Source organism: Amycolatopsis sp. NPDC028719, from assembly GCF_055565395.1.
The window spans coordinates 281,828-304,424 of the sequence record NZ_JBVHUL010000012.1 but is presented as its reverse complement, the minus strand read 5'-3'; the positions used below and the strand labels follow the sequence as shown (position 1 = coordinate 304,424).

The 22,597-nt window shown below is 71.4% G+C and carries 19 protein-coding genes; 7 read left to right on the top strand and 12 right to left on the bottom strand.

The features are described from left to right. Positions 1-45: 45 nt before the first annotated feature. Positions 46-3,369: a bifunctional lysylphosphatidylglycerol synthetase/lysine--tRNA ligase LysX gene (lysX, locus tag ACZ4TR_RS41700; RefSeq protein ID WP_465293685.1), complete on the bottom strand. Its 3,324-nt coding sequence runs from the start codon at positions 3,367-3,369 to the stop codon at positions 46-48. A 238-nt stretch (positions 3,370-3,607) separates the two neighbouring features. Here lysX and panB point away from each other — a divergent pair, with 238 nt between their 5' ends. Beyond that, complete coding sequence (gene panB / locus ACZ4TR_RS41695) at positions 3,608-4,471, top strand: 3-methyl-2-oxobutanoate hydroxymethyltransferase (RefSeq protein WP_465293638.1); 864 nt, start codon at positions 3,608-3,610, stop codon at positions 4,469-4,471. A 104-nt stretch (positions 4,472-4,575) separates the two neighbouring features. Here panB and ACZ4TR_RS41690 read toward each other — a convergent pair whose 3' ends face one another. Both ACZ4TR_RS41690 and ACZ4TR_RS41685 read right to left on the bottom strand, forming a co-directional pair. After that, positions 4,576-5,442, bottom strand: coding sequence for a cytochrome c oxidase assembly protein (locus ACZ4TR_RS41690; RefSeq protein WP_465293636.1), 867 nt, complete (start codon positions 5,440-5,442; stop codon positions 4,576-4,578). A 1-nt stretch (position 5,443) separates the two neighbouring features. Further along, positions 5,444-6,370, bottom strand: a complete 927-nt coding sequence (locus ACZ4TR_RS41685) for an undecaprenyl-diphosphate phosphatase (protein ID WP_465293634.1) — start codon at positions 6,368-6,370, stop codon at positions 5,444-5,446. A 431-nt stretch (positions 6,371-6,801) separates the two neighbouring features. On the opposite strand from ACZ4TR_RS41685, the gene pip reads away from it, so the two are divergent. After that, a complete protein-coding gene (gene pip / locus ACZ4TR_RS41680) occupies positions 6,802-7,746 on the top strand; it encodes a prolyl aminopeptidase (RefSeq protein ID WP_465293632.1) in 945 nt (314 codons plus the stop codon). Here pip and ACZ4TR_RS41675 read toward each other — a convergent pair. Then, the gene (locus ACZ4TR_RS41675; RefSeq protein ID WP_465293630.1) at positions 7,732-8,286 is read right to left on the bottom strand and encodes a TetR/AcrR family transcriptional regulator; all 555 of its coding nucleotides are present in this window, start codon (positions 8,284-8,286) and stop codon (positions 7,732-7,734) included. The two genes, pip and ACZ4TR_RS41675, sit on opposite strands and share 15 nt — an antisense overlap. Before the next feature lie 59 nt (positions 8,287-8,345). On the opposite strand from ACZ4TR_RS41675, the gene ACZ4TR_RS41670 reads away from it, so the two are divergent. Then, positions 8,346-9,125: an SDR family NAD(P)-dependent oxidoreductase gene (locus ACZ4TR_RS41670; protein WP_465293628.1), complete on the top strand. Its 780-nt coding sequence runs from the start codon at positions 8,346-8,348 to the stop codon at positions 9,123-9,125. On the opposite strand, the gene ACZ4TR_RS41665 is transcribed toward ACZ4TR_RS41670, so the two are convergent. The 5 genes from ACZ4TR_RS41665 to ACZ4TR_RS41645 are packed head-to-tail and all read right to left on the bottom strand — an operon-like array spanning position 9,122 to position 14,484. Further along, positions 9,122-9,919, bottom strand: coding sequence for an ABC transporter permease (locus ACZ4TR_RS41665; RefSeq protein WP_364387683.1), 798 nt, complete (start codon positions 9,917-9,919; stop codon positions 9,122-9,124). The genes ACZ4TR_RS41670 and ACZ4TR_RS41665 overlap by 4 nt on opposite strands. 9 nt (positions 9,920-9,928) lie before the next feature. Next, positions 9,929-10,768, bottom strand: coding sequence for an ABC transporter permease (locus ACZ4TR_RS41660; protein WP_465293626.1), 840 nt, complete (start codon positions 10,766-10,768; stop codon positions 9,929-9,931). A 1-nt stretch (position 10,769) separates the two neighbouring features. Then, a complete protein-coding gene (locus ACZ4TR_RS41655) occupies positions 10,770-11,972 on the bottom strand; it encodes an ABC transporter substrate-binding protein (protein WP_465293624.1) in 1,203 nt (400 codons plus the stop codon). Positions 11,973-11,989: 17 nt separating this feature from the next. Then, positions 11,990-13,054, bottom strand: coding sequence for an ABC transporter ATP-binding protein (locus ACZ4TR_RS41650; protein ID WP_465293622.1), 1,065 nt, complete (start codon positions 13,052-13,054; stop codon positions 11,990-11,992). An 8-nt stretch (positions 13,055-13,062) separates the two neighbouring features. Then, complete coding sequence (locus ACZ4TR_RS41645; protein WP_465293620.1) at positions 13,063-14,484, bottom strand: gamma-aminobutyraldehyde dehydrogenase; 1,422 nt, start codon at positions 14,482-14,484, stop codon at positions 13,063-13,065. A 109-nt stretch (positions 14,485-14,593) separates the two neighbouring features. Here ACZ4TR_RS41645 and ACZ4TR_RS41640 point away from each other — a divergent pair, with 109 nt between their 5' ends. Both ACZ4TR_RS41640 and ACZ4TR_RS41635 read left to right on the top strand, forming a co-directional pair. Then, positions 14,594-15,322 carry a FadR/GntR family transcriptional regulator gene (locus ACZ4TR_RS41640; RefSeq protein ID WP_364520046.1) on the top strand — a complete coding sequence of 243 codons (729 nt, stop codon included), beginning with the start codon at positions 14,594-14,596 and terminating at the stop codon, positions 15,320-15,322. Between the two features lie 34 nt (positions 15,323-15,356). Beyond that, positions 15,357-16,064: a cache domain-containing protein gene (locus ACZ4TR_RS41635; RefSeq protein ID WP_465293618.1), complete on the top strand. Its 708-nt coding sequence runs from the start codon at positions 15,357-15,359 to the stop codon at positions 16,062-16,064. 9 nt (positions 16,065-16,073) lie between these two features. Here ACZ4TR_RS41635 and ACZ4TR_RS41630 read toward each other — a convergent pair whose 3' ends face one another. Then, positions 16,074-17,513, bottom strand: coding sequence for a PucR family transcriptional regulator (locus ACZ4TR_RS41630; protein WP_465293616.1), 1,440 nt, complete (start codon positions 17,511-17,513; stop codon positions 16,074-16,076). Between the two features lie 106 nt (positions 17,514-17,619). On the opposite strand from ACZ4TR_RS41630, the gene gabT reads away from it, so the two are divergent. After that, positions 17,620-18,975, top strand: a complete 1,356-nt coding sequence (gabT, locus tag ACZ4TR_RS41625; protein ID WP_465293614.1) for a 4-aminobutyrate--2-oxoglutarate transaminase — start codon at positions 17,620-17,622, stop codon at positions 18,973-18,975. Next, positions 18,972-20,399, top strand: a complete 1,428-nt coding sequence (locus ACZ4TR_RS41620; protein WP_465293612.1) for an aldehyde dehydrogenase family protein — start codon at positions 18,972-18,974, stop codon at positions 20,397-20,399. Before gabT ends, ACZ4TR_RS41620 begins: the two co-directional genes overlap by 4 nt. Here ACZ4TR_RS41620 and ACZ4TR_RS41615 read toward each other — a convergent pair. Together ACZ4TR_RS41615 and ACZ4TR_RS41610 are read right to left on the bottom strand one after the other, a co-directional pair. Continuing rightward, the gene (locus tag ACZ4TR_RS41615; RefSeq protein ID WP_465293610.1) at positions 20,371-21,144 is read right to left on the bottom strand and encodes a helical backbone metal receptor; all 774 of its coding nucleotides are present in this window, start codon (positions 21,142-21,144) and stop codon (positions 20,371-20,373) included. The two genes, ACZ4TR_RS41620 and ACZ4TR_RS41615, sit on opposite strands and share 29 nt — an antisense overlap. Then, positions 21,141-22,547, bottom strand: a complete 1,407-nt coding sequence (locus ACZ4TR_RS41610; RefSeq protein WP_465293683.1) for an RNB domain-containing ribonuclease — start codon at positions 22,545-22,547, stop codon at positions 21,141-21,143. Before ACZ4TR_RS41610 ends, ACZ4TR_RS41615 begins: the two co-directional genes overlap by 4 nt. Positions 22,548-22,597: the final 50 nt, after the last annotated feature.

Sequence of the window (22,597 nt, the reverse complement as noted above, 5' to 3'; positions counted from 1 at the left end):
CCGGGCCCCCTGGGCCGCATCACCGTGATCAGATCGATCGAAGCGTTATGCCTGCGGCCGGACGAAGGGAAAGAGGACCGTCTGGCGGATGGAGGCTCCGGTGAGCATCATCAGCAGCCGGTCGACGCCCAGGCCGAGCCCGCCGGTGGGCGGCATGCCGTGCTCGAGGGCCAGCAGGAAATCGTCGTCCAGCTCCATCGCTTCGACGTCGCCGCTCGCCGCGCGCAGCGACTGCGCCTCCAGCCGCCGCCGCTGCTCGATCGGGTCGGTCAGCTCGGTGTAGGCGGTGCCGATCTCGGAGCCGAACGCGATGAGGTCCCAGCGCTCGGCCAGCCGCGGGTCCTCGCGGTGCTGGCGGGTGAGCGGCGAGACGTCGGTCGGGTAGTCCGTGTAGAAGGTCGGCAGCACGGTCGCGCCCTCGACGAGGTGCTCGAACGCCTTGAGGACGAGGTCGCCGTGGCTCGGGTCCTCCCCCACCGGTACGCCCGCGGCGAGGCACAGCCGGCGCAGGTCCGCCACCGAAGTCCCCGAATCGACCCGCTCCCCGAAGGCCGCCGAAACGGCGTCGTGCACGGTGATCACCGGCCAGTCGCCGGAGATGTCGTGCTCGACGACCTTGCCGTCCGCGTCGGGCCTGCGCACGACCTGGGCGCCGTACGCCGCTTCGGCCGCGTGCTGGACGAGCTCACGCGTCAGCGTCCGCATCGTGTCGTAGTCCGCGTACGCCTGGTACGCCTCGAGCATCGTGAACTCGGGGTTGTGCGTCGCGTCGACGCCTTCGTTGCGGAAGTTCCGGTTCAGCTCGAAGACGCGCTCGACGCCGGCCACGCACAGCCGTTTCAGGTACAGCTCGGGCGCGATCCGCAGGTACATCCGCATGTCGTAGGCGTTGATGTGCGTGACGAACGGCCGGGCGTTGGCGCCGCCGTGGACCGTCTGCAGCATCGGGGTCTCGACCTCGAGGTAGTCGGCGTGGTGCAGCCGATCGCGCACCGCGCGGACCACTGTGGACCGCAGGCGCAGCATCGCCGTCGAGTCGGGGTTGACCGCGAGGTCGAGGTAGCGCTGCCGCACCCGCGTCTCTGGGTCGGTGAGGCCCTTCCGCTTGTCCGGCAACGGGTGCAGGCACTTCGCGGTGACCGTCCACTCGTCGACGAGGACCGAGAGCCCGCCCCGCTTCGACGTCACGACCTGGCCGCTCACGCCGACGTGGTCGCCGAGGTCGACGCCGGTCCGCCAGCCCGTGAGGTCGAGTTCGCCGGCCTCCAGCATCAGCTGGATCTCGCCGCTGAAGTCCTTGACGCGCGCGAAGCACAGCCCGCCGAGCGTGCGCATCGCCAGCACGCGCCCGGCGATCCGGACGCGGTGGCCGGTCGCGCTGTCCGGCCGCAGGTCGCCGAACTTCGCCACGACGTCGCCGATGTGGTCGTCCCGGCGGAACCCGACCGGGTACGGGTCGATGCCGGCCTCGCGCAGCTTGGCGAGCTTGGCCATGCGGACGCGGACCTGCTCAGGCCGCCGCGCCTGCTTCGCCGCCGGGACCGCCGCGGACTCCTCGATCTCCCGGACGCGCGCGACGAAGTCGTCGCCGACCGTCTCGAGCCGCAGCGCCCGCGACCGTCCGGTCGGGACGAACCCTTCGAGCGCGCCCGCGACGATGCCGACGCGCGGGAGGCGGCGCGCGGAGGAGTAGCAGAGGAACCGCGGCTCCCAGTCCGGCCCGTACTTGGCGTTGGACCGGTACAGCGACTCCAGCTGGAAGAACCGCGACGCGAGGCTGAGGACGCCGCGCCACGCCCGCAGCACCGGGCCGGCGCCGATCCGCTCGCCCTCGGAGAAGACCGCGCGGAACATCGCGAAGTTGAGCGAGATGCGCTGCGCGCCCAGGTGCTGCCCGGCCGCGACGACCTCGGCGATCATGAACTCGTTGAGGCCGTTCTCCGCGTCGCGATCGCGGCGCATGAGGTCCAGGGAGAGGCCCCGCCGGCCCCACGGGACGAACGACAGCAGGCCGCGCAGCTCGCCGTGGGCGTCGTAGGCCTCGACCATGACGCTGCGGCCGTCGCTCGGGTCGCCGAGCCGGCCCAGCGCCATCGAGAAGCCGCGTTCGGTCTCGGCGCCGCGCCAGGCCTGGGCGCGGGCGAGCAGCTCGGCCATCTCGTCGTCGGGGATTTCGCTGTGGCGGCGGACCTGCGAGGTGTACCCGACGCGCTGGATGCGCTTGACGGCCTGGCGCACCGAGCGCCGTTCCGGCCCGGCGAGGCTGAACTCGCGGATGTCGAGCACCGCTTCGTCGCCGATCTCCAGGGCGCGCAGGCCGGCGTCGGTGTACGCCTTCGCGCCGCGCTCGCTCGCCCCGAGCACGCCGGGTGTCCAGCCGTAAGTGCGTGTCTCGTCGAGCCACGCGCGGACGGCGTCCGGCCACGCCTCGGGGTCGCCGACCGGGTCGGCGCTGGCGACGCTGGTGCCGCCGAGCACGCGGTAGGTGACCGCCGCGCGGCCGTTCGGCGAGAAGACGACGCTCTTGTCGCGCCGGGTGGCGAAGTAGCCGAGGGAGTCGTCTTCGCCGTGCTGGGCGAGCAGCCGGCGCACGCGAAGCTCTTCTTCGTCCGTCCGCAGGCGACGGCTGCGGACGCCGCGGAAGAGCATGTACAACGCGGCGGTGGCGACGGCCGTCGCGCTCAGGTCGATGAGCACGTCCAGCCAGGCCGGCCCTTCGCCGACGCCGATCCGGCGCAGCTGCAGGTTCTCACCGGTGGCGTGGTTGACGACCCAGGCGAAGCGCTCCCACGAGTCGCCGAGGTGGCCGGGAAACGCTTCCGCGAGTCCCCAGCCGACGAGGATGACGGCCGCCAGCCCGCCGAAGAGCATGGCCAGGCCGTCGCGCCAAGCGCTCGGCGCGAGCCGGGCGGGGAACGCCTTGCGCAGCGCGAGCAGGAAGAAGATCAGCGCGACCGACAGCACGTCGGCCACGGTGAGGGCCCACAGCTGGACCGGGATGTGCCGGACCTGTTTGGACCCCAGCGAGAGCAGTTCGGGCGACCACAGCAGCGTCGCCTGCAGGGCGAGGGTGAGCACCAGCCCGACGACCTGGAACAGCACCAGCGTGTACAGCGCGGCCTTCTTGCGGCGGCGCAGCGCGGCCCCCAGCACCACCAGCAGCAGCACCATCACCAGGCTCGCGCTGGTCGGCACGCTCAGGCTCGAGAAGGCCATGTCGATGCCGTTGAGCAGGTGCCCGTGCGGGCCGTTGGTGAACAGGAGCAGCACCGAGAAGACCGCGGCCAGCTGGACCACGGTCGCGACGATGCCGCCCGCTTTCGCCTTCCAGGCGGGGAGGCGCGGGCGTGTGCTCGCGAGGGTTCCCATCGTTGCTTTCGTCGCCTTTCGCGGCCGGTCGGTCGTCATGCCCTCTTCTTGACGTGAGTGAACACAGGTTGGTTGTCCCCCGGCATCAACCTGAAGGCTGACGCCCCCTGCTACCCGGGGGTGTGAAGCTGGTCGCACGGGGTTGGGGCCGGTCCGGGGGCGTGTCACGCTTTGAGACGCCTCTGCTCCACGACCCGGGGACCTCACCGAGGCCTCGAGGGAAGGACGGTCGACGACGATGTCTGCCAGCGCCGAAGAACCCGCCCCCTACGGCACCGGACCCGCCGCCAAACCGGCGCCGGGCCGGAAGGTCCGCGTCCACCACCTGCGCGAGCTCAAGGAACGCGGCGAGCCGTGGCCCATGCTCACCGCGTACGACATGTACACCGCCGCGCTGTTCGACGAGGCCGGGATCCCCGTGCTGCTCGTCGGCGACTCCGCGGCCAACAACGTCTTCGGCTACGACACCTCGCTGCCGGTGACGGTCGACGAGCTGCTGCCGCTGGTCCGGGCGGTCACGCGGTCGGTCAAGCGGGCCCTCGTGGTCGCCGACCTGCCGTTCGGCTCCTACCAGCTCTCGCCGCAGCAGGCGCTGGAGACGTCGGTGCGGTTCATGAAGGAGGGCCGCGCGCACGCCGTGAAGCTCGAAGGCGGGCGGCGGTTCGCCGCGCACGTCGAGGCGCTGACGTCGGCCGGCGTGCCGGTGATGGGCCACATCGGATTCACCCCGCAGAGTGAACACAACCTCGGCGGCTACCGGGTGCAGGGGCGCGGCGAAGCGGCGGACGTGCTGCTCGCCGACGCGCTGGCGCTGCAGGAGGCCGGGGCGTTCGCGGTGGTCATGGAGATGGTGCCCGCCGAAGCCGCCAAGCGCGTCACGGCGGAGCTGAAGATCCCGACGGTCGGCATCGGCGCCGGTCCGGACTGCGACGCGCAGGTGCTCGTCTGGCAGGACATGGCCGGGCTGCGGCGCGGGAAGGCACCGCGGTTCGTCAAGCGCTACGCCGACGTCGCGTCGGTGCTGCAGGACGCGGCGACGGCGTTCGCGGAGGACGTCCGCCGCGGCGAGTTCCCGGCGCCGGAGCACGCTTTCCACGACTGACCGCGAGCGCCCCAATGTGGCCTTCGGTGCGTTGAACGCACCGAAGGGCCCCTTGGGTGCGTTCAACGCAACCAAGGCCACATTGGGGCGCTTGAGAACCTCGGTCACCGGCGCTTGAACCGCTCGGCGAGCCCCGGGTCGTTTTCCCACCACAGGCCCGATGTCGAGGCGGCGCCCGAAGCGGCTTCTTCGTCCAGCTGGACGTCGATCTGCTTCGCGCGCCGCTCGTCGTCGCGGGCCCAGCGGACGAACAGCGCCACCACGAACGGCAGCCCGGCGACGTCGCCGCCGATCCACAGGACGCCCGCGCCGATGATCTGGTCGGTGCGCGGGTCCGGCCCCCGCCCCGGGTGCGCGGCCGCGTAGTGCGCCGGCGCCAGCAGCGGGCCGAGCCACAGCACCAGGCCGAGCGCGCCGTCGAAGATCACCTCCGTGAACGCGATCCACACCGAGACCAGGTGCGGGTCGCGCCGCGGGGTCGGGTCGAGCCCCAGCCGGGTCCAGAAGTAGACGAACCCCGCGAGCACGAGCGCGAGCCGGACCAGGCCGTCGGCGAGCGAGGACCGCAGGGTGAGGTCGTAGAGCGGGGTCAGGTAGAGCACCAGCACCGGCACGACCAGCGTGAGCGTGACGACCGGCGGGAACGTCAGCGCCCGCGCCGCCTTGCCACGGCCGTGCTCGCGCAGCCACCGGGCGGGGACGGTGTCGAGCAGCAGCCGGATGGGTGAGCCCAGCGCCAGCAGCAGGGGCGTGATCATGAGCAACGTCGTGGTCTGGACCGCCCGGACCCAGAAGAACGTCGTGTCGTAGACGGCCAGCGGCGAGCACGTGACGAGCACGATCGTGACCAGGCCGGCGAGGAACGCCGCCGTGCGGCCCGGCGGCCAGCCGCGGCGGTGGGCGGCGCGCACGTAGAGCGCGCCGAGGACGAGCACGACGAGGACCGCCGGGGCGTCGAACGTCAGCGGCACGTCAGACCGCGAAGAAGATCAAGCTGCCGATTCCGGCAACGACGCAGTAAATGGCGAACGGGGTCAGCGTGCGCGTTTCGAAGTACCCGGTGAGGAACCGGACAGAAATGTACGAAGCGACCCCGGCGACGACGCTGCCGACGAGGGCCGGCCCGAGTGAAGCGTGGTTCTCCGGGGCGAACAGCGTCGGCAGCTTCAGCACGCCCGCGGCGAGGATCACCGGCGTGGCAAGGAGGAACGCGAAGCGCGCGGCGTCCTCGTGGCCGAGGCCTCGGCGCAGTCCGGCGACCATCGTGATCCCCGAGCGGCTGATGCCCGGCAGCAGCGCGAGGATCTGCGCGGCGCCGATCAGGACCGCCTCGCCGACCCGCAGCTTCGCCAGCCGGACGTCGGTCCGCTCGTCGACCGAAATCGCCCGCATGACCAGGGTCTCCTCGGTCGAGAAGTCCACAGTGTCCTCGTCCGCCGAAGGCTTCTTCCGGGAGAACTTCTCGGCGGCGTAGAGGACTCCGCCGTTGAGCGCCAGGAAGATCGCCGACGGTACCGGCCTGCCGAGGTAGTCGCGCAACAGGCTTTCGAAGAGCAGACCGGCCAGCCCGACCGGGATCGTGGCGAGCACGAGCAGCCACGCCAGCCGCTGGTCGGGCGTGCGGACCTCGCGGCGGCGCAGCGACGTCCACAGCCCGCCGATGATCCGCACCCAGTCCTTCCGGAAGAACAGCACGAGCGCGAGCGCGGTGGCGACGTGCATCGCGACGAGCACCGCGAGGTACGGCGAATCCTTCCCGATGCTCAGGTCCCGCTGCCACGACCCGCCGAGCCAGGCGGGCAGCAGGATGCTGTGGCCGAGACTGGACACCGGAAACAATTCCGACACCCCCTGCAAGGCGCCGACGACAATCGCCTCGAAATAGGTCACCGCGGACATTCCGAGCCTTTCCGTGCCACTTTTCGAAACCCCGACACCGGAACGTACCGGCCCATTCGTTAAGCACCGGCAAGGGGCACGGCCACGCTCAGCGTCCTCTCAGCGGGCGTTCACGTATATGAACTTCAATCATGTTCTTGACTGACGTTCGGACCTTGGCTTAGCGTTTAGCCCGTCGCCGCCACGACGAAGCTTCGCAACCTCGACGAGGAGGACGGAAATGCGTGTGCGGACCACCGGCCGTCGTGACCACCCCGACGGCGCCGTTCCTCCTCGCCCGGACCTCAGCCGCAGGACGTCCGAGCCCCACTGACTGGGAGCCCGCTCAGCCCGGCGGCGGGGGCGGGCTCCCACCTTTCTTGGTCGTCGTCCCGGCCTCTGGCGGCGGGGTGTCGGGACGGCGGCCAGGACCCTCCGGCACAGTGAACGGCATGGACGAGCTCTACCCGCCGATTCCCGCGCGGGCCGAAGGATTCCTCGACGTCGGGGACGGACACCGGATCCGGTGCCAGGAGGCGGGCAACCCGGCCGGGAAGCCCGTCGTGGTGCTGCACGGCGGGCCCGGCAGCGGGATCGCACCCATGGCCCGGCGGCACTTCGACCCCGCGGCCTACCGGATCGTCCTGTTCGACCAGCGCGGGTCGGGACAGTCGACGCCGGGCGCCGAGGACCTCACCGCCAACACCCTGTGGCACCTGGTCTCCGACATGGAGGCCCTGCGCGAGCGGCTCGGCATCGAGCGCTGGCAGCTCTTCGGCGGCTCGTGGGGCGCGACCCTCGCCCTCGCCTACGCGCAGACGCACCCTGCGCGCGTCAGCGAAATCATCCTGCGCGGCGTGTTCACCGTGCGGCGGAGCGAACTGGACTGGATCTACCGGGGCGGCGCCGCGAACCTGTTCCCGCGCGAATGGGAGGCCTTCCTCGCCCCGCTCCCGGCCTCGCAGCGAGACGATCCCCTCTCCGCGTACAGCGGCCTCCTGAACGACCCGGACGAGGAGGTCCGGCACCGCGCGGCGATCGCGTGGAGCACCTGGGAAGGCGCGACGGTTTCCGTGCAGCCCCAGGAGTCCCTCGTCCGCCAGTACGCGGAACCGGCGTTCGCGCTGACCTTCGCGCGGCTCGCGGTCCACTACTTCCGCCACGGCGCGTGGCTCGAGGACGGGCAGCTGATCCGCGACGCGGGCAAGCTCGCCGGCATCCCGGGCGTGATCGTGCAGGGCCGCTACGACACGGTGTGCCCACCGGTCACCGCGTACGAGCTGCACCGAGCGTGGCCGGGTTCGGAACTGAAGCTGCTGGAAGGCGCCGGGCACGCCGTGACGGACCCCGGCGTGCTGGCCGCCCTGCGAGCGGCGACGGACTCATTCCGCCAGTAGCACCGCGAAGACCTTTTCGAGCTTGGCCCTGAGCACCGCTTCGCCGGCGCGGGCGAGCTCTGTGCTGCCGATGAGCGTGCGCATCACCCAGAAGCCGGCGATCACCGCGAGCACCAGCGCGGGGCCCTCGGCGTTCTTCTCCGCCGGGAGGACGTCGGTGAGGTGCTTCTCGACGTGCCGCTCGATGCCCGCGCGCAGGATCTCCGCGGCGCGCGGGTTGGGCGCCGACCGCAGCATCAGCAGGAACGGGTCGAGCCGCCCGGCGTCCGGCGCGGTCCGGCGCACCAGCACGGCCGCGATGTCCGCGGCGAGCGTCGCCGGGTCGTCCGTGAGCACGGTCCGCTCGGTCATCGCGGCTTCGACGACCTCGGCGAAGAGTCCTTCCTTCGAGCCGAAGTAGCGGTTGACGAGCATCGCGGTGACCCCGGCGGACTCGGCGATCTCGCGCACGCCGACGGCGTCGTACCCGGCCCGGGTGAAGGCTTCGAGCGCCGAGTTCAGGATCGCTTCCCGGGTCGCGGCGGCGTTGCGAGGTCTCATGTATACGAGTGTAGACTTGCACTAAGTCTACAGGTGTATACCTCTGCGGAAGGTGGTTCATGGAACTCGAACTCGCTGGTAAACGCGCTCTCGTCACCGGCTCCAGCGCGGGTCTCGGCGAAGCGATCGCGCGGTTGCTGGCCGCCGAAGGCGCTTCGGTGGTCGTTCACGGCCGGGACGCCGACCGGGCTTCGCGGATCGCTTCGTCGATCGGCGCGGTGGGCGTCGCGATCGGCGACTTGTCGACCGACGCCGGTGCGGACGCCGTGGCCGCCGCGGCCGGCGACGTCGACATCCTGGTCAACAACGCCGGCTCGTACGACCACCTGGGGTGGACCGACGCGACGCCGGAGGCCTGGGCGTCGACCTACGAAGCGAACGTCGTGTCGGCGGTCCGGATGATCCACCGGTTCGTCCCGGGCATGCGCTCGCGCGGCTGGGGCCGGGTGGTCCAGATCGGCGGCGGGCTGGCGATCCAGCCGATGGCGATGCAACCGCACTACACGGCGACGCTGGCGGCGCGGCACAACCTGGCGGTGTCCCTGGCGCGGGAGCTGGCGGGGACGGGCGTGACGTCGAACGTGGTGTCCCCGGGCGCGATCCTCGTCGACTCGGTGCGCGAGCTGCTGACTTCGATCGCCCCGGAACACGGCTGGGGCACGTCGTGGGCGGACATCGAACGCCGGGCGGCCCAGGACCTGGTCCCGAACGACGTCGGCAGGCTGGGCCGCCCGGAGGAGATCGCGGCCGCGGTGGGCTACCTGGTGAGCCCGGCGGCGGCCTACGTCAGCGGCGCGACGATCCGCGTGGACGGCGGCACGATCCGGTCAGTGCACTAGAGCCGTCCGCCGGACGCCGTGTCGCCGGACAGGCGCTGGGCCAGGTACACCGGGACCGTCGACACCACGATCAGCACCGCCGCCACCACGTTCACGATCGGGGCCTGGTTGGGCCGGAACAGGTTGTTGTAGATCCAGATCGGCAGCGTCTCCATGCCCGTGCCCAGGGTGAACGTCGTCACGATGATCTCGTCGAACGACAGCGCGAACGCCAGCAGCCCGCCCGCCAGCAGGGCCGAGCGCAGCATCGGGAACGTCACCAGGCGGAACGTCGTGAACCCGGTCGCGCCGAGGTCCATCGACGCTTCCTCGAGGTTGCCGCCCATCCGGCGCAGGCGCGCGACGACGTTGTTGAACACCACCACGATGCAGAACGTCGCGTGCGCGATGATCGCCGTCAGCAGGCCGAGGTCGATGCCCAGGATCGTCCGGAACGCGTTGTTCAGCGCGATGCCCGTGACGATCCCCGGCAGCGCGATCGGCAGGATGATCAGCAGCGACACCGGGTTGCGCCCGAAGAACCGGTAGCGCTGCAACGCGAACGCCGCCATCGTGCCCAGCACCAGCGCGATCGCCGTGGCTGCCAGTCCCGCTTCCACGCTCGTCCACAACGCGTTCAACGCGCCTTCGTTCGACGAAGCACGGCTCCACCACTCCAGCGTGAACCGGGTCGGCGGGAAGCCGAACGTCGTGTCCGCGTTGAACGAGTTGAGCAGCACCACCAGCAACGGGAAGTAGATCACCGCCAGGCCGAGCCCCAGCGCCGTCCACAGCACCACCCGGGAGGTACGCATGAAAGGCTCCTAGAGGTTGTCCAACGCGCCGGTGCGGCGCACCGCGGCCAAGTACACGAGCATGATCACGACCGGCACCGTCGCCACCGTCGCCGCGAACGGCAGGTTGTTGGCCGCGCCGATGTTGTCGTAGACGACGTTGCCGAGCATCTGGGACGTCCCGCCGACGATCTTCACCGCGATGTAGTCGCCCAGGGACAGCGAAAACGTGAAGATCGAGCCCGCCACGATCGCCGGGAACGTCAGCGGCAGGATCACCGACCGGAACGTCCGGAACGACTTCGCGCCGAGGTCGCCCGAAGCGTCCACAAGGGAATCCGGCAGCCGGTCCAGGCCCGCGTAGATCGGCAGGATCATGTACGGCAGCCATAGATAGGACAGCGTGATGATCGTGGCCGTGACGCCGTAGCCCGGCGAGAGCCGGCTCAGGGCGCCGTTGCCGGACAGCATCGACCGCCACGCGTACGCCTTCACCAGGTAGCTCGCCCACAACGGCGTCATCACCGCGATCACCAGGATCCGTTGCGCGCGTGGCGAAGCGAGCTTGGCCATCGCGAACGCCATCGGGAACGCGACGACGGCGTCGATCACCGTCACCAGCGCCGCGATCCCGACCGTGCGGAAGGTGATCGTGCGGTAGACCGCGTCGCTGAACAGCGTCTTGAAGTTGTCCAGCGACCACTCGATGGCGACCTGGCCGGTGAACGTGTCCGTGTGCCAGAACGCCGTGACGAACAGAGCGGCCAGCGCGCCCAGGTAGGCCAGGCCGAGCCAGAGCAGCGGGGCCGAGAGCAGGAAGCCCAAGCGCAGCCTGGGCTTCCGGTAGAAGAAGGCCGAGAACGCGGTCATGTCAGCCCTTGATCTCGGTCCAGGCCTTCGTCCACTCGCCGTAGTCCTTGCACTTGACGTCCGTGCGGCCGTCGAGGCACTGGGGGATCGGGGTGGTCCAGTAGGCGATCTTCGACGCGTAGGCCGCGTCGTTGGCGTGGTAGGTGTCGCAGAGCGTCTTGTCCGTCATCTCCGCGCACGCCTTCGTGTTCGCCGGCGCCTCGCCGAAGTACTCGGCGACCTGGGCGTTGACCTTCGGGCTGATGATGTAGTCGAGCCACTTGTACGCGCACGTCTTGTGCGCCGACTTCGCCGCGACCATCCAGGTGTCCGACCACCCGGTCGCGCCCTCGCTCGGCACGGCGGACTCGAGCGGCGCGCCCTCGCCCTTGGTCAGGTTGACCGTGACCTGCCAGGCGGTGCCGACGACGGCGTCGGCGTTCTTCAGCGCCTGCGACTCCTTGAGGTAGTCCGACCAGTACTCGGACACGAGCGGACGCTGCTGCTTGAGCAGGTTCACCGCGGCGGTGAACTGCTTGTCGTCGAGCGAGTACGGGTTCTTGATGCCCAGGTCCGGCTGGTGCGCCATCAGGTACAGCGCGGCGTCGGCGATGTAGATCGGCGAGTCGTAGGCGATCACCTTGCCCTTGTACGGCGAGTTCGCGTCGAACATCACCGACCACGACGTCGGCGCCGGTGTCACCTTGTCGGTGCGCCAGGTCAGCAGGTTCGCGCCCCAGCCGTGCGGGATGCCGTAGGAGACGCCGCCGACGCTGTTCCACGACTTGTCCTTGAGGAACGGCTGGACGTCGGCGTAGTTCGGCACCAGCGCGGTGTTCACCGGCTCGGCGTCCCCGGAGGCGACCAGCCGCAGCGACGCGTCACCCGAAGCCGAGACGACGTCGTACTGTCCGGTCTTCATCAGCGTCACGGCCTCGTCGGACGTGCCGAACGGCTTGACGTTCACCTTGCAGCCGGTCTGCTGCTCGAACGGCGTGACCCAGTTGACCTTCGGGTCGTTCGAGCCGTTCTCCGCGTACCCCGGCCAGGCCAGCACGTTCAGCTGCCCTTCCGGCTGGCCGAGTGCCTTGAGCGCCTCCAGCTTCGGCGGGGTGAACCCCTGCGCGCCGGGCGGCGCGGCGGAGTTCGTGCCCGATGTGCCACATGCAGCCAACAGCAGGCTGGCGCCGAGAACCCCGGCAAGCCGCGTCTTCCTGTTCTTCATGGCATCCCTTTCGAGGACTACTGGACCTGAAAGCTGTGTTCGTTCCGCCAGCTGAGCCGGACGCGGCCGTCCGCCAAAGCGCCGTCGGTGTTCTGCCGGACGACCGAGAGCTGTCCGCCGGCGTCGAGCGCGACGGCGTACCGCACGGTCGCCCCGGCGTAGACGACGTCGGTGACCGTGCCGGTCGCGCTGGTCTCCCCCACCGCCGCGGGCTCGGACAGCTCGCCGTCGATGCGGATCTTCTCCGGCCGGATGCTGAACAGCCCCGGCCGGCCGATCACGGACTCGGCGCCGCGCCCGCCCAGCAGGTTGGACGTCCCGACGAACCCGGCGACGAACGCACTGGCGGGGCGCTCGTAGACCTCTTCCGGCGGCCCGACCTGCTCGATCCTGCCGTCGTTGAACACGGCGATGCGGTCGCTCATGGTGAGCGCTTCGTCCTGGTCGTGGGTGACGAAGACGAACGTGATGCCGACGTCGCGCTGGATCTGCTTGAGTTCCAGCTGCATCGCCTGCCGCAGCTTGAGGTCGAGCGCGCCGAGCGGTTCGTCGAGCAGCAGCACCTTGGGCCGGTTGACCAGCGCGCGGGCGAGCGCGACGCGCTGGCGCTGACCGCCGGACAGCTGCGCGGGCTTGCGCGGGCCGTAGTCCGCCAGCCGCACGGTCTCCAGCGCCTCGAGCGCCCGCTCCCGGCGTTGCTGCTTCGGGACGCCCTTGACGCGCAGGCCGTACTCGACGTTCTGCCGCACGGACATGTGCGGGAACAGCGCGTAGTCCTGGAACACCGTGTTGACGTCGCGCTCGAAGGGCGCCAGCCGGCTGACGTCCCGGCCGTCGAGCTCGATCGTGCCCTCGGTGGGCAGCTCGAAGCCGGCGATCATGCGCAGCACGGTCGTCTTGCCGGAGCCGGACGGGCCGAGCATCGAGAAGAACTCGCCGGGCGGGATGTCGAGGTCGACGCCGTCGACCGCGTGGACGTCGCCGAAGTGCTTGCGCAGCCCGGAAAGCCGGATGGCCGGCCCCGTGGTCTCGCTCGACGGCGCGGGGTCCTCCCGCGTCTCGGCAGGTGCTTGGTTCGGCATCGCCAGCCTCACAGAGCGCTCATCACGTGCTTGACGCGGGTGTAGTCCTCGAGCCCGTACAGCGACAAGTCCTTGCCGTAGCCGGACTTCTTGAACCCGCCGTGCGGCATTTCGGCGACCAGCGGGATGTGCGTGTTGATCCAGACACAGCCGAAGTCGAGCTTCGCCGCCAGGCGCATCGCGCGCTGGTGGTCGCGGGTCCAGACCGACGACGCGAGGGCGTACTGGACGCCGTTCGCGGACTTCAGGGCCTCGGCTTCGTCGGAGAACCGCTGGACGGTGATGACCGGGCCGAAGATCTCGTTCTGGCTCATCTCGTCGTCCTGCTTGAGCCCGGAGACGACGGTGGCCTCGTAGAAGTAGCCTTCGTCGCCCACACGATGTCCTCCACAGTGGACGGTCGCGTGCTCCGGCAGCCGGTCGATGAAGCCGGCCACCTTCTCCAGCTGGGCCGCGTTGTTGAGCGGGCCGTACGCGGCGTCTTCGTCGTCCGGCTTGCCGGTCTTGGTGCTCCTGGCCTGCCGGGAGAGCGCCGCGACGAAGGTGTCGTGCACCTCGTCGGCGACCAGCACCCGGGTGGCGGCCGTGCAGTCCTGACCCGCGTTGAAGTAGCCCGCGACGGCGATGGCCTCGGCGGCCGCTTCGAGGTCGGCGTCAGCGAAGACGATGACCGGCGCCTTGCCGCCCAGCTCCAGGTGCACGCGCTTGACGTCGCTCGCCGCACTGCGCGCGACCTCGATGCCGGCGCGGACCGAGCCGGTGATCGACACCATCGCCGGGATGTCGTGCTCGACCAGCGCGCGGCCGGTGTCGCGGTCGCCGCAGACGACGTTGAACACGCCCGGCGGCAGGAACTCGCCGGCGATCTCGGCCAGCAGCAGCGTCGACGCCGGGGTCGTGTCGGACGGCTTGAGCACGACCGTGTTGCCGGCGGCGAGCGCGGGCGCGATCTTCCAGATGGCCATCAGCAGCGGGTAGTTCCACGGGGTGACCTGCGCGCAGACGCCGATCGGCTCGCGGCGGACGAAGGACGTGTGGCCTTCCAGGTACTCGCCCGCGGCCCGGCCTTCGAGGACGCGCGCGGCCCCGGCGAAGAAGCGGACCTGGTCCAGGATCATCGGGATCTCTTCGGCCATGGTCAGCGCGAGCGGCTTGCCGGTGTTCGCCGACTCGACGGCCACGACCTCCTCGGCGCGGGCTTCCAGCGCGTCGGCGAGCTTGAGCAGCGCGAGCTGGCGCTGGGCCGGGGTCGTCGCGCGCCAGGTCTCGAACGCGGTCGCGGCGACCTGCAGCGCGTTGTCGACGTCTTCGGGGCCGGCGATCGGCGCGGTGCAGTAGGGGCGCCCGGTGACCGGGTCGACGATCTCCGCCGTCCGGCCCGACTTGGACTCGACGTACGCGCCGCCGACGTAGTGCTTCAGCTCATGCACGGTGACTCCTCGGTGCTGGCGGAGCTAAAACATATAAGTCCATATGTAATAGGACAAGAGGATCAGGCAAGATTGGTGCGAACGGGTACTCGACGGGCGAAGGATCACGATGCGTCAGGGCATGTCGCACAGCGCGCGGTCCGCCATGTTCGCGCCGCTCGGCCAGGTCGGGCGGGCGGAAGCGGTGGCGGCGCGGCTGGCCGACGCCATCACGCTCGGCCTGCTCGCCGACGCGGAGCAGCTGCCCAGCGAAGCCGACCTGGCCGCGCAGTTCGGCGTCTCGACCGTGACGGTGCGGGAAGCGCTCGTGGCGCTGCGGCAGCAGGGGCTGGTCGAGACGCGGCGGGGGCGCAGTGGCGGCAGCTTCGTCCGCGCGCCGGCCAACCCGCCCCCGGACGAGTGGCGCTCGCGGCTGCGCGAAGTGTCGCTGTCGGACCTGCGCGACGTCGGCGACCACTACCTGGCGATCGCCGGGGCCGCCGCGAAGCTGGCCGCCGAACGCAGCTCACCCGAGGACGTCGCCCGGCTGCGGCTGGCGACCGACGACCTCCGCACGGCGCACGGCATCGACTTCACGCGGGCGGAGCGGCAGTTCCACCTGGAGGTCGCGGCGGCGGCGCAGTCACCGCGGCTGACGCACGAGGAGCTCCACCTGCAGAGCGAGCGCGGCGGCCTGCTGTGGCTGCCCCTCGGCGCCCACCCGCACGAGGAGCACGCGGCGATCACCGCGGCGATCGCCTCCGCGGACGGCGAGCTGGCCCGCAAGCTCACCGAGGAACACATCCTCGGCGCGCTCGACCGGCTCGCGGACGTGCACCTGGACCTGCTCGCCCCCTAAACTCCGCATTACTCCGCGCATCGAGGTGAGCACCGTGAACGACACCCGCACGCTGGCCGGCGACGAGGTCGTCGAGCAGGTCTCGGCGTTGGTGGAAGGGGTCTTCGAACGGCTGAAGCCCCTGCTGGCGGCGGCCGAGTCGGTGCTGGCGGACACGCCTTCCGCGGCGGCGCTGCACCGGATCCGGCCGCAGGTCACCGAGGCCCTCGGCGGCCTGGTCGTCGGCGCGGGCTTCGTCAGCGCGCCGCACGTGCTGTCCGACTCGGAGTTCGGCTTCGAGTGGTGGACGGGCTCCGCTTCGGATCCGTCGCAGCTGTTCATCAGCCTGGACCCGGGCGCGGAGAACTTCCTGGACTACACGCGCCAGTCGTGGTTCACGGTCCCGCGCGACACCGGGCGGCGGCACATCAACGGCCCGTACGTGGATTACCTGTGCACCGACGAGTACACGCTGACGTTCACGATCCCGGTGCTCCTCGCCGGCTCCTTCGCGGGAGTCGTGGGCGCGGACGTGTACGTGCGCGAGTTCGAGCGCGCGGTGCGTCCCCGGCTGCGGTCACTGGGGCGCGGAGCGGCGTTGCTCAACGCGCAGGGGCGGGTGATCGTGTCCAACAGCGTCCGCCAGCCGACGGGGTCGCTGGTGCGCGAGGCCGACGTCCCGGCGTGGTGGTCGGCGGGCGCGGAGCCGAGCCCGGTGCTGCGCCGCTGCGGGGACTCACCGATCGTCCTGGTGACCGGGTAGCCGAGCGGGTCAGGTCTGGAGCGCGACCCAGAGTTCCGCGCGTACCCCGGGTGAGTCGAGATCGCGGCCCAGCAGCTCTTCGGCCTTCTTGATGCGGTTCCGCAGCGTGTGCCGGTGGACGCCGAGGCGCACGGCCGCGACGTCCCAATGACCGTGGTGCTCCAGCCAGCAGCGCAGCGACGTCTCCAGATCGCCGCGGCCCGTCTCGTCGTGCTCCCGCACCGGCGCCAGCATCCCGCGCGCAAACGCTTGCGCCACCGTGGGTTCGATCAGCGACAACAGGCCGCGGCCCGTGTGTTCCGCCGCCGACACCAGGGCCTTGTCCTCCGCCAGTGCCGCCTGCGCGGCCAGCTCCGCCTGCTCCAGCCCCGCGGCGAAGTCCGTTGTGGACACCGGGCCCGCCAGTCCGCCGTGCAGGCCGCCGATCCGCGCCGCGGCCTCCGCCGCCGGATCGGCGGGGCCGATCACGACCACCGACGAGCCGCGCCGCGCCGCGAACACCGCTTCGCCCTCCAGCGCGTCGAGCAGCTTGCGCCGCGCGGCGGGCGCCCCGGCGAACACCACCACCGACCACGGCGCGCGCGGTGGCTCGCCGCCGGTCTCGGCCAGCACCCGCAGCGCCAGCTCGGCCTGGCCGCCCACCAGCAGCTCCAGCAACCCGGACCGCAGCGCCTGCCGCGCCGCCGCCTGAGCGCGATCCTGTTCCAGCGCCAGGGAAAGCACCGAGACCGCGGTGTTCACGATGTGCCGCCCCGCCGAGTCGAGCGACGCCCCGACCGCGAGCACCCGGCGCGCGCTCGTGTCCAGGGTCTGCAGCACGACTTCCTGGCCGTCGAGCGGCGCCACTCGCGTACCCGTGCGAAGGCGCTCCAGCTCTTCGCGCAGCGAAGGGCCGTACGCACGCGCACCCGACGGAGCCGCTTCGGTGATGGTGGTGCGGTCGAAAAGCAGCACCCAGCCGTCAACGAGCTTCGCCAGCTTCCGCAGCACTCCCGCCGGCCCGCCCTTGCCGACCGCCGTGCGGGTCAGTTCCTGCTGGGCGCGGCCGATCCGGACCGTCGTGGCGTACTCGTCGGCCGCCACCGCCCGGGAGACCGCGCGGGTGATCGCGATGAACGGCGTCTCGCGCGGCACCTCCAGCACCGGGAGCCCCACCTCGGCCGCGGTCGCCACGAGCGCGGCCGGGACGAACTCGTGGCTCAGCCCGACGCCGAAGCCGAGTCCCGCCACCCCGGCGTCGACCAGCCGGCGCACGTAGGCCGGCGACGTCTCTTCGTCCAGGGCCAGCCCGGTCGTCAGCAGCAGCTCGCCGCCTTCGAGGAACGCCTGCGGGTCGGTCAGCTCCGTCGGGTGCACCCAGCCGATCGGGCGATCCAGAAGATCGTCGCCGGTCAGCACGCGCAGCCCGAGCGGGCGGTCGGCGGCGAGTCCGGCGAGCGTGAGTGCCATAACGGCCAATTCTACGCCCCGAACTGACCAGAAAGGCCACCTGACGGCCGTCCCGCGACCGCTCATCCTGAGGACGTCCACCCACCCGCGTCCGCAGGAGCACGCCGTGACCGCAAGCACCACCGCCGAGCCGCAGGCCCCGGCACCCCGGCAGCGCACGCTGCGCACCGAGATCCCCGGCCCGGTCTCGCGCGAGCTGCAGAAGCGCCGCGCGAACGCCGTCGCCGCCGGGGTCAGCTCGGTGCTGCCCGTCTACGTCACGTCCGCCAGCGGTGGCCTGCTCACCGACGCCGACGGCAACGTCCTGATCGACTTCGGCTCCGGCATCGCGGTGACCAACGTCGGGCACTCCGCACCGGCCGTGGTGGATCGCGTCCGCAAGCAGGCCTGCTGGTTCACCCACACCTGTTTCATGGTCACGCCGTACGAGGGGTACGTCGAGGTCTGCGAGGCGCTGGCCGAGCTGACGCCGGGCGACCACGCGAAGAAGTCGGTGCTGTTCAACTCCGGCGCCGAGGCCGTCGAGAACGCCGTGAAGATCGCGCGCGTCGCGACCGGGCGCCAGGCCGTCGTCGTGTTCGACCACGCCTACCACGGCCGCACCAACCTCACCATGGGCATGACCGCGAAGTCGGTGCCCTACAAGCACGGCTTCGGGCCGTTCGCGCCCGAGGTCTACCGCGTACCCGGCTCGTACCCGTACCGCGACGGCCTGTCCGGCCCCGAAGCGGCCGCGCTGGCGATCGACCGGATCGAGAAGCAGATCGGCGGCGACCAGGTGGCCGCAGTTGTTTTGGAACCGATCCAGGGCGAAGGCGGGTTCATCGAGCCCGCGCGCGGCTTCCTGCCCGCGATCGCGGCGTGGTGCCGCGAAAACGGCGTCGTGTTCGTCGCCGACGAGGTCCAGACGGGCTTCTGCCGCACCGGTTCCTGGTTCGCGTCCACCGACGAAGACGTGGTACCGGACCTGATCGCGACGGCCAAGGGCATCGCGGGCGGCCTGCCGCTCTCGGCGGTCACCGGCCGCGCTTCCCTGCTCGACGCCGTCGGCCCGGGTGGTCTCGGCGGCACCTACGGCGGCAACCCGATCGCCTGCGCGGCCGCACTGGGCTCGATCGAAACGATGAAGACCGAGAACCTCGCTTCGTCGGCGAAGCGCATCGAAGGCGTTGTCCTGCCACGGTTGCGTGCGCTGGCTGACAAGACCGGCGTGATCGGCGACGTCCGCGGGCGCGGCGCGATGCTGGCCGCGGAGTTCGTGAAGCCCGGGACCACCGAACCGGACGCCGACCTGACCAAGCGCGTCGCGGCGGCCTGTCACCGGGCCGGCGTGGTGGTGCTGACCTGCGGTACCTACGGCAACGTCGTCCGGCTGCTGCCGCCGCTGTCCCTGTCCAACGACCTGCTCGACGAGGGCCTCGCGGTCCTCGAGCACGCTGTCCGCACGGAGGCTCGCGCATGACCTTCCCCTTCTGGGTCGCCGGAAAGCCGGTGACCGGCGGTTCGACAGCCCTCGTCCGCCACTCCTTCGACGGTTCCGAGGCGGGCTCCCACTTCGTGCCTTCGGCCGAGGACGTCGAGGCCGCGGTCCAGGCCGCGCACGACGTCGCCGGCGAGTTCGCGACGCTGCCCGCGCACGTCCGCGCCGGGGCGTTGGACCACGTGTCCCGGACCTTGGGCGAACGGTCCGAAGAGATCGCACAGCTGATCACGGCCGAGTCCGGCAAGCCGCTCAAGTGGGCTCGCGGCGAGGTGGGGCGCGCGGTGTCGACGTTCCGCTGGGCCGCCGAGGAGGCGCGGCGCTTCTCGGGTGAGCTGCAGCGGCTCGACACCGACCCGGGCGGCACCGGCCGGCTGGCGCTGGTCCGGCGGGTCCCCCGCGGGCCCGTCCTGGGCATCACGCCGTTCAACTTCCCGCTGAACCTGGTGGCGCACAAGGTGGCCCCGGCGATCGCGGCCGGCGCGCCGATCGTGCTCAAGCCCGCGCCGGCGACGCCGCTGACGGCGTTGCTGCTCGGTGAAATCCTCGCCGAGACGGACCTCCCGGCCGGGTCGTGGTCGATCCTGCCGGTGGACAACGAGACGTCGTCTCGCCTCGTCGAGGACCCGCGGCTGCCGGTGGTGTCGTTCACCGGCTCGGTGCCGGTCGGCTGGGCCATCCGCGACCGCGTGCCGCGCAAGCACGTCGCCCTGGAGCTGGGCGGCAACGGCGCGGTGCTCGTCTGTCCCGATTGGACGGACCTCGACTTCGCGGCGCAGCGGATCGCGACGTTCGCGATGTACCAGGCGGGACAGTCGTGCATCTCGGTGCAGCGGGTGTACGTGCACGCTGACGTTTACGACGCTCTTGCCGACAAGGTCCTCGCGCAGGTCCAGGCGCTGCGCACGGGCGACCCGCGCGCCGAGGGTGTCGATGTCGGGCCGCTGATCAACGCGGACGCGGCTGCGCGTGTCGAGTCGTGGGTCGCCGACGCGGTCTCGGCCGGCGCCACGCTGCTGACCGGCGGCGGTCGTTCGGGCGCGACGGTGGAGCCGACGGTGCTGGCGGACGTCCCGGAGGACGCGTCGGTGCTGGCCGAGGAGGTGTTCGGCCCGGTGGTTTCGCTGGTCCGGGTGGCTTCGGTGGCCGAGGGCGTCGAGCGGATCAACGCGTCGCGCTTCGGTTTGCAGGCGGGGGTGTTCACGCGCGACCTGCCGACGGCGTTCGAGGTGTCGGCGGCTTTGAAGGTGGGCGGGGTGCTCGTCGGCGACGTGCCGAGCTTCCGCGCGGACCAGATGCCCTACGGCGGGGTGAAGGACTCCGGCGTCGGCCGCGAAGGCCCGGCGTCGGCGATGGCGGACTTCACCGAGGAGCGGGTCACGGTCCTGACGGGATTGACGCTGTAAGGGCCGCGTGGGCCTCGACGAGTGATGGCCCGTACCACGTGAGGTGGCGGCCCGAGACCAGGACGTACCGCGCGTCCGGGAAGTGGTCCGGGCCGTCCTCCGCCGTGAACAGGTACGGCTCGTCCGGCAGCACCAGCAGGTCCGCGTCCGCCGCGAAGTGCGCCCGCAGCTCCTCGACGTCCGGCCTCGGATACCGCTCCCCGGAAGCCGCGTAGACGTTCGCCACGCCGACGCGGCGCAGGACGTCGCCGCCGAAGGTCTCGCGGCCCAGGACGATCCACGGCTTGCGCCACACCGGGACGACCGCGTGGAACCGCACCGGCCGGACGTCGCGCCAAAGGTCCTCGGCCTCGACCAGCCAGTCCGGCTCCTCGAGCTCGTACGCCTGGGTGAGGATCCGGCGCAGTGAGCCCAAAGCGGCGGGCACGGACGCCGACGCGGCCATCACCCACACCGGGATCCCGTTGGCGCGCAGGCGTTCCACGTCCTCGGGGCGGTTCTCTTCCGAGTTGGCCAGCACCAGGTCCGGGGCCAGCTCCAGCACGTCGTCGATCTTCGGGTACTTCGACCCGCCGACCCGCGGGACGTCCAAAGTGGACGGGTGCGTGCAGTAGTCGGTGGCGCCGGCGAGCCGGCCGGGCGCGCTGACTTCGACCGCCTCGGTCAGCGACGGCACCAACGAGACCACGCGGGAAGCCGGGCCGCTCAACGGCACCGGCTCCCCGAGATCGTCGACGAGGTTCATGCGCGCTCGAACGACACCTTCCGCTTCTCGACGTCGACCGCGGTCAGCCGGACCCCGATCCGCTCCCCCGCCGTCAGCTTTTCCCCCGCACACTTCGCCATCACCGTCGGGTCCTCGACCAGGATCTCGGCCTTGTTCTCGTCCGCACGCAGCACCACCGCGCTGAACTCGCCGCCGATGTGCTCGGCCAGCACCCACGCTTCGACCTGGTCGATGCACGCCCGCTCGACCTTCGCGGCGAGGGTGTCCGAGGCCGTCATGCGCTCCGGGACGTCCGCGAGCGCCGCCCGCACCCATTCCGACACCTCGCGCCCGGCCGAAACGGCGAGGCAGATCTCCGTCGCGAACCGGTCGACCAGCCGCCGGATCGGTGCCGTCACGTGCGCGTACGCGCCGCCGATGCCCGCGTGCGTGGTCAACGCCGGCAGCTCGCCGTCGAACGCCGTGTAACCCGCGCCGCGCAGCAGGCGCGTCGTGTCGGCGTAGAGCGCCATCGACGCCGGCTGCCCGGGGTCCAGCCGGGACAGGAACTCCGACACGGTCGTCTCGCGCGCCCAGGTGATGCCCAGCGCTTCGGCCGAGCGACGCAGCCAGTCGACGGCCTCGGGCTCCGGGTCGGGCAGCGTGCGCAGGACGCCGACCCGCGCGTCGATCATGATCCGGGCCGCGGCCATGCCGGTGAGCAGCGAGATTTCGGCGTTCCAGGCGTCGACGGCAGTACGCGGCCGGCGGGCGAGCACCCAGCCGCCGTCCGGGTCGCCGCTGATCTCCTGTTCGGGCAGCTGCAGTTCGACGGCGCCGCGACGGACGGCCAGCTCGCGCCGGCGCCGTCCGAGCTCCGGCAGCGCGGCCACCGACGGGTGCGGGTTGCCGGCGTCGAGCGCGGCCTGCACCGTCTCGTAGTCGAACTGCTCGGTGGACCGGACCAGCGCGCGGCGCACCCGCGTCGCGGTCGGCTCACCCGCTTCGTCGGTCTCGATGGTCCAGAGCACCGCGGGCCGGATCTCGCCGGGGAGCAGGCTCGCCGCGCCTTCGGACAGGACCGGCGGGTGCAGCGGGACGTTGCCGTCCGGCAGGTAGAGCGTCTGCCCGCGGGAGCGCGACTCGCGGTCGAGCGCGCCGCCCGGCGGGACGAACGCGGCCAGGTCGGCGATCGCGTAGTGCACGCGGAAGCCGTGCGCGGTCCGCTCGACGACCATCGCCTGGTCGAGGTCCTTGGAGCCGGGCGGGTCGATGGTGACGAACGGCAGGTCCGTCGCGTCCTCGCGCGGCCCGGCGCTCGCGAGCGGGTCGAGCACCGCGGCTTCCGCCTCGGCCAGCACCTCGGGCCCGAACGACTCCGGCAGCGAAAACTCGGCACGCAGGGGGCCGAAGTCCCCGCCCGCCGAGTGTGTCCTGATCACGAGGGGAGGCACCCCCCAACCCTAACCCTCGAAGGGCCTTGTGATCGCCC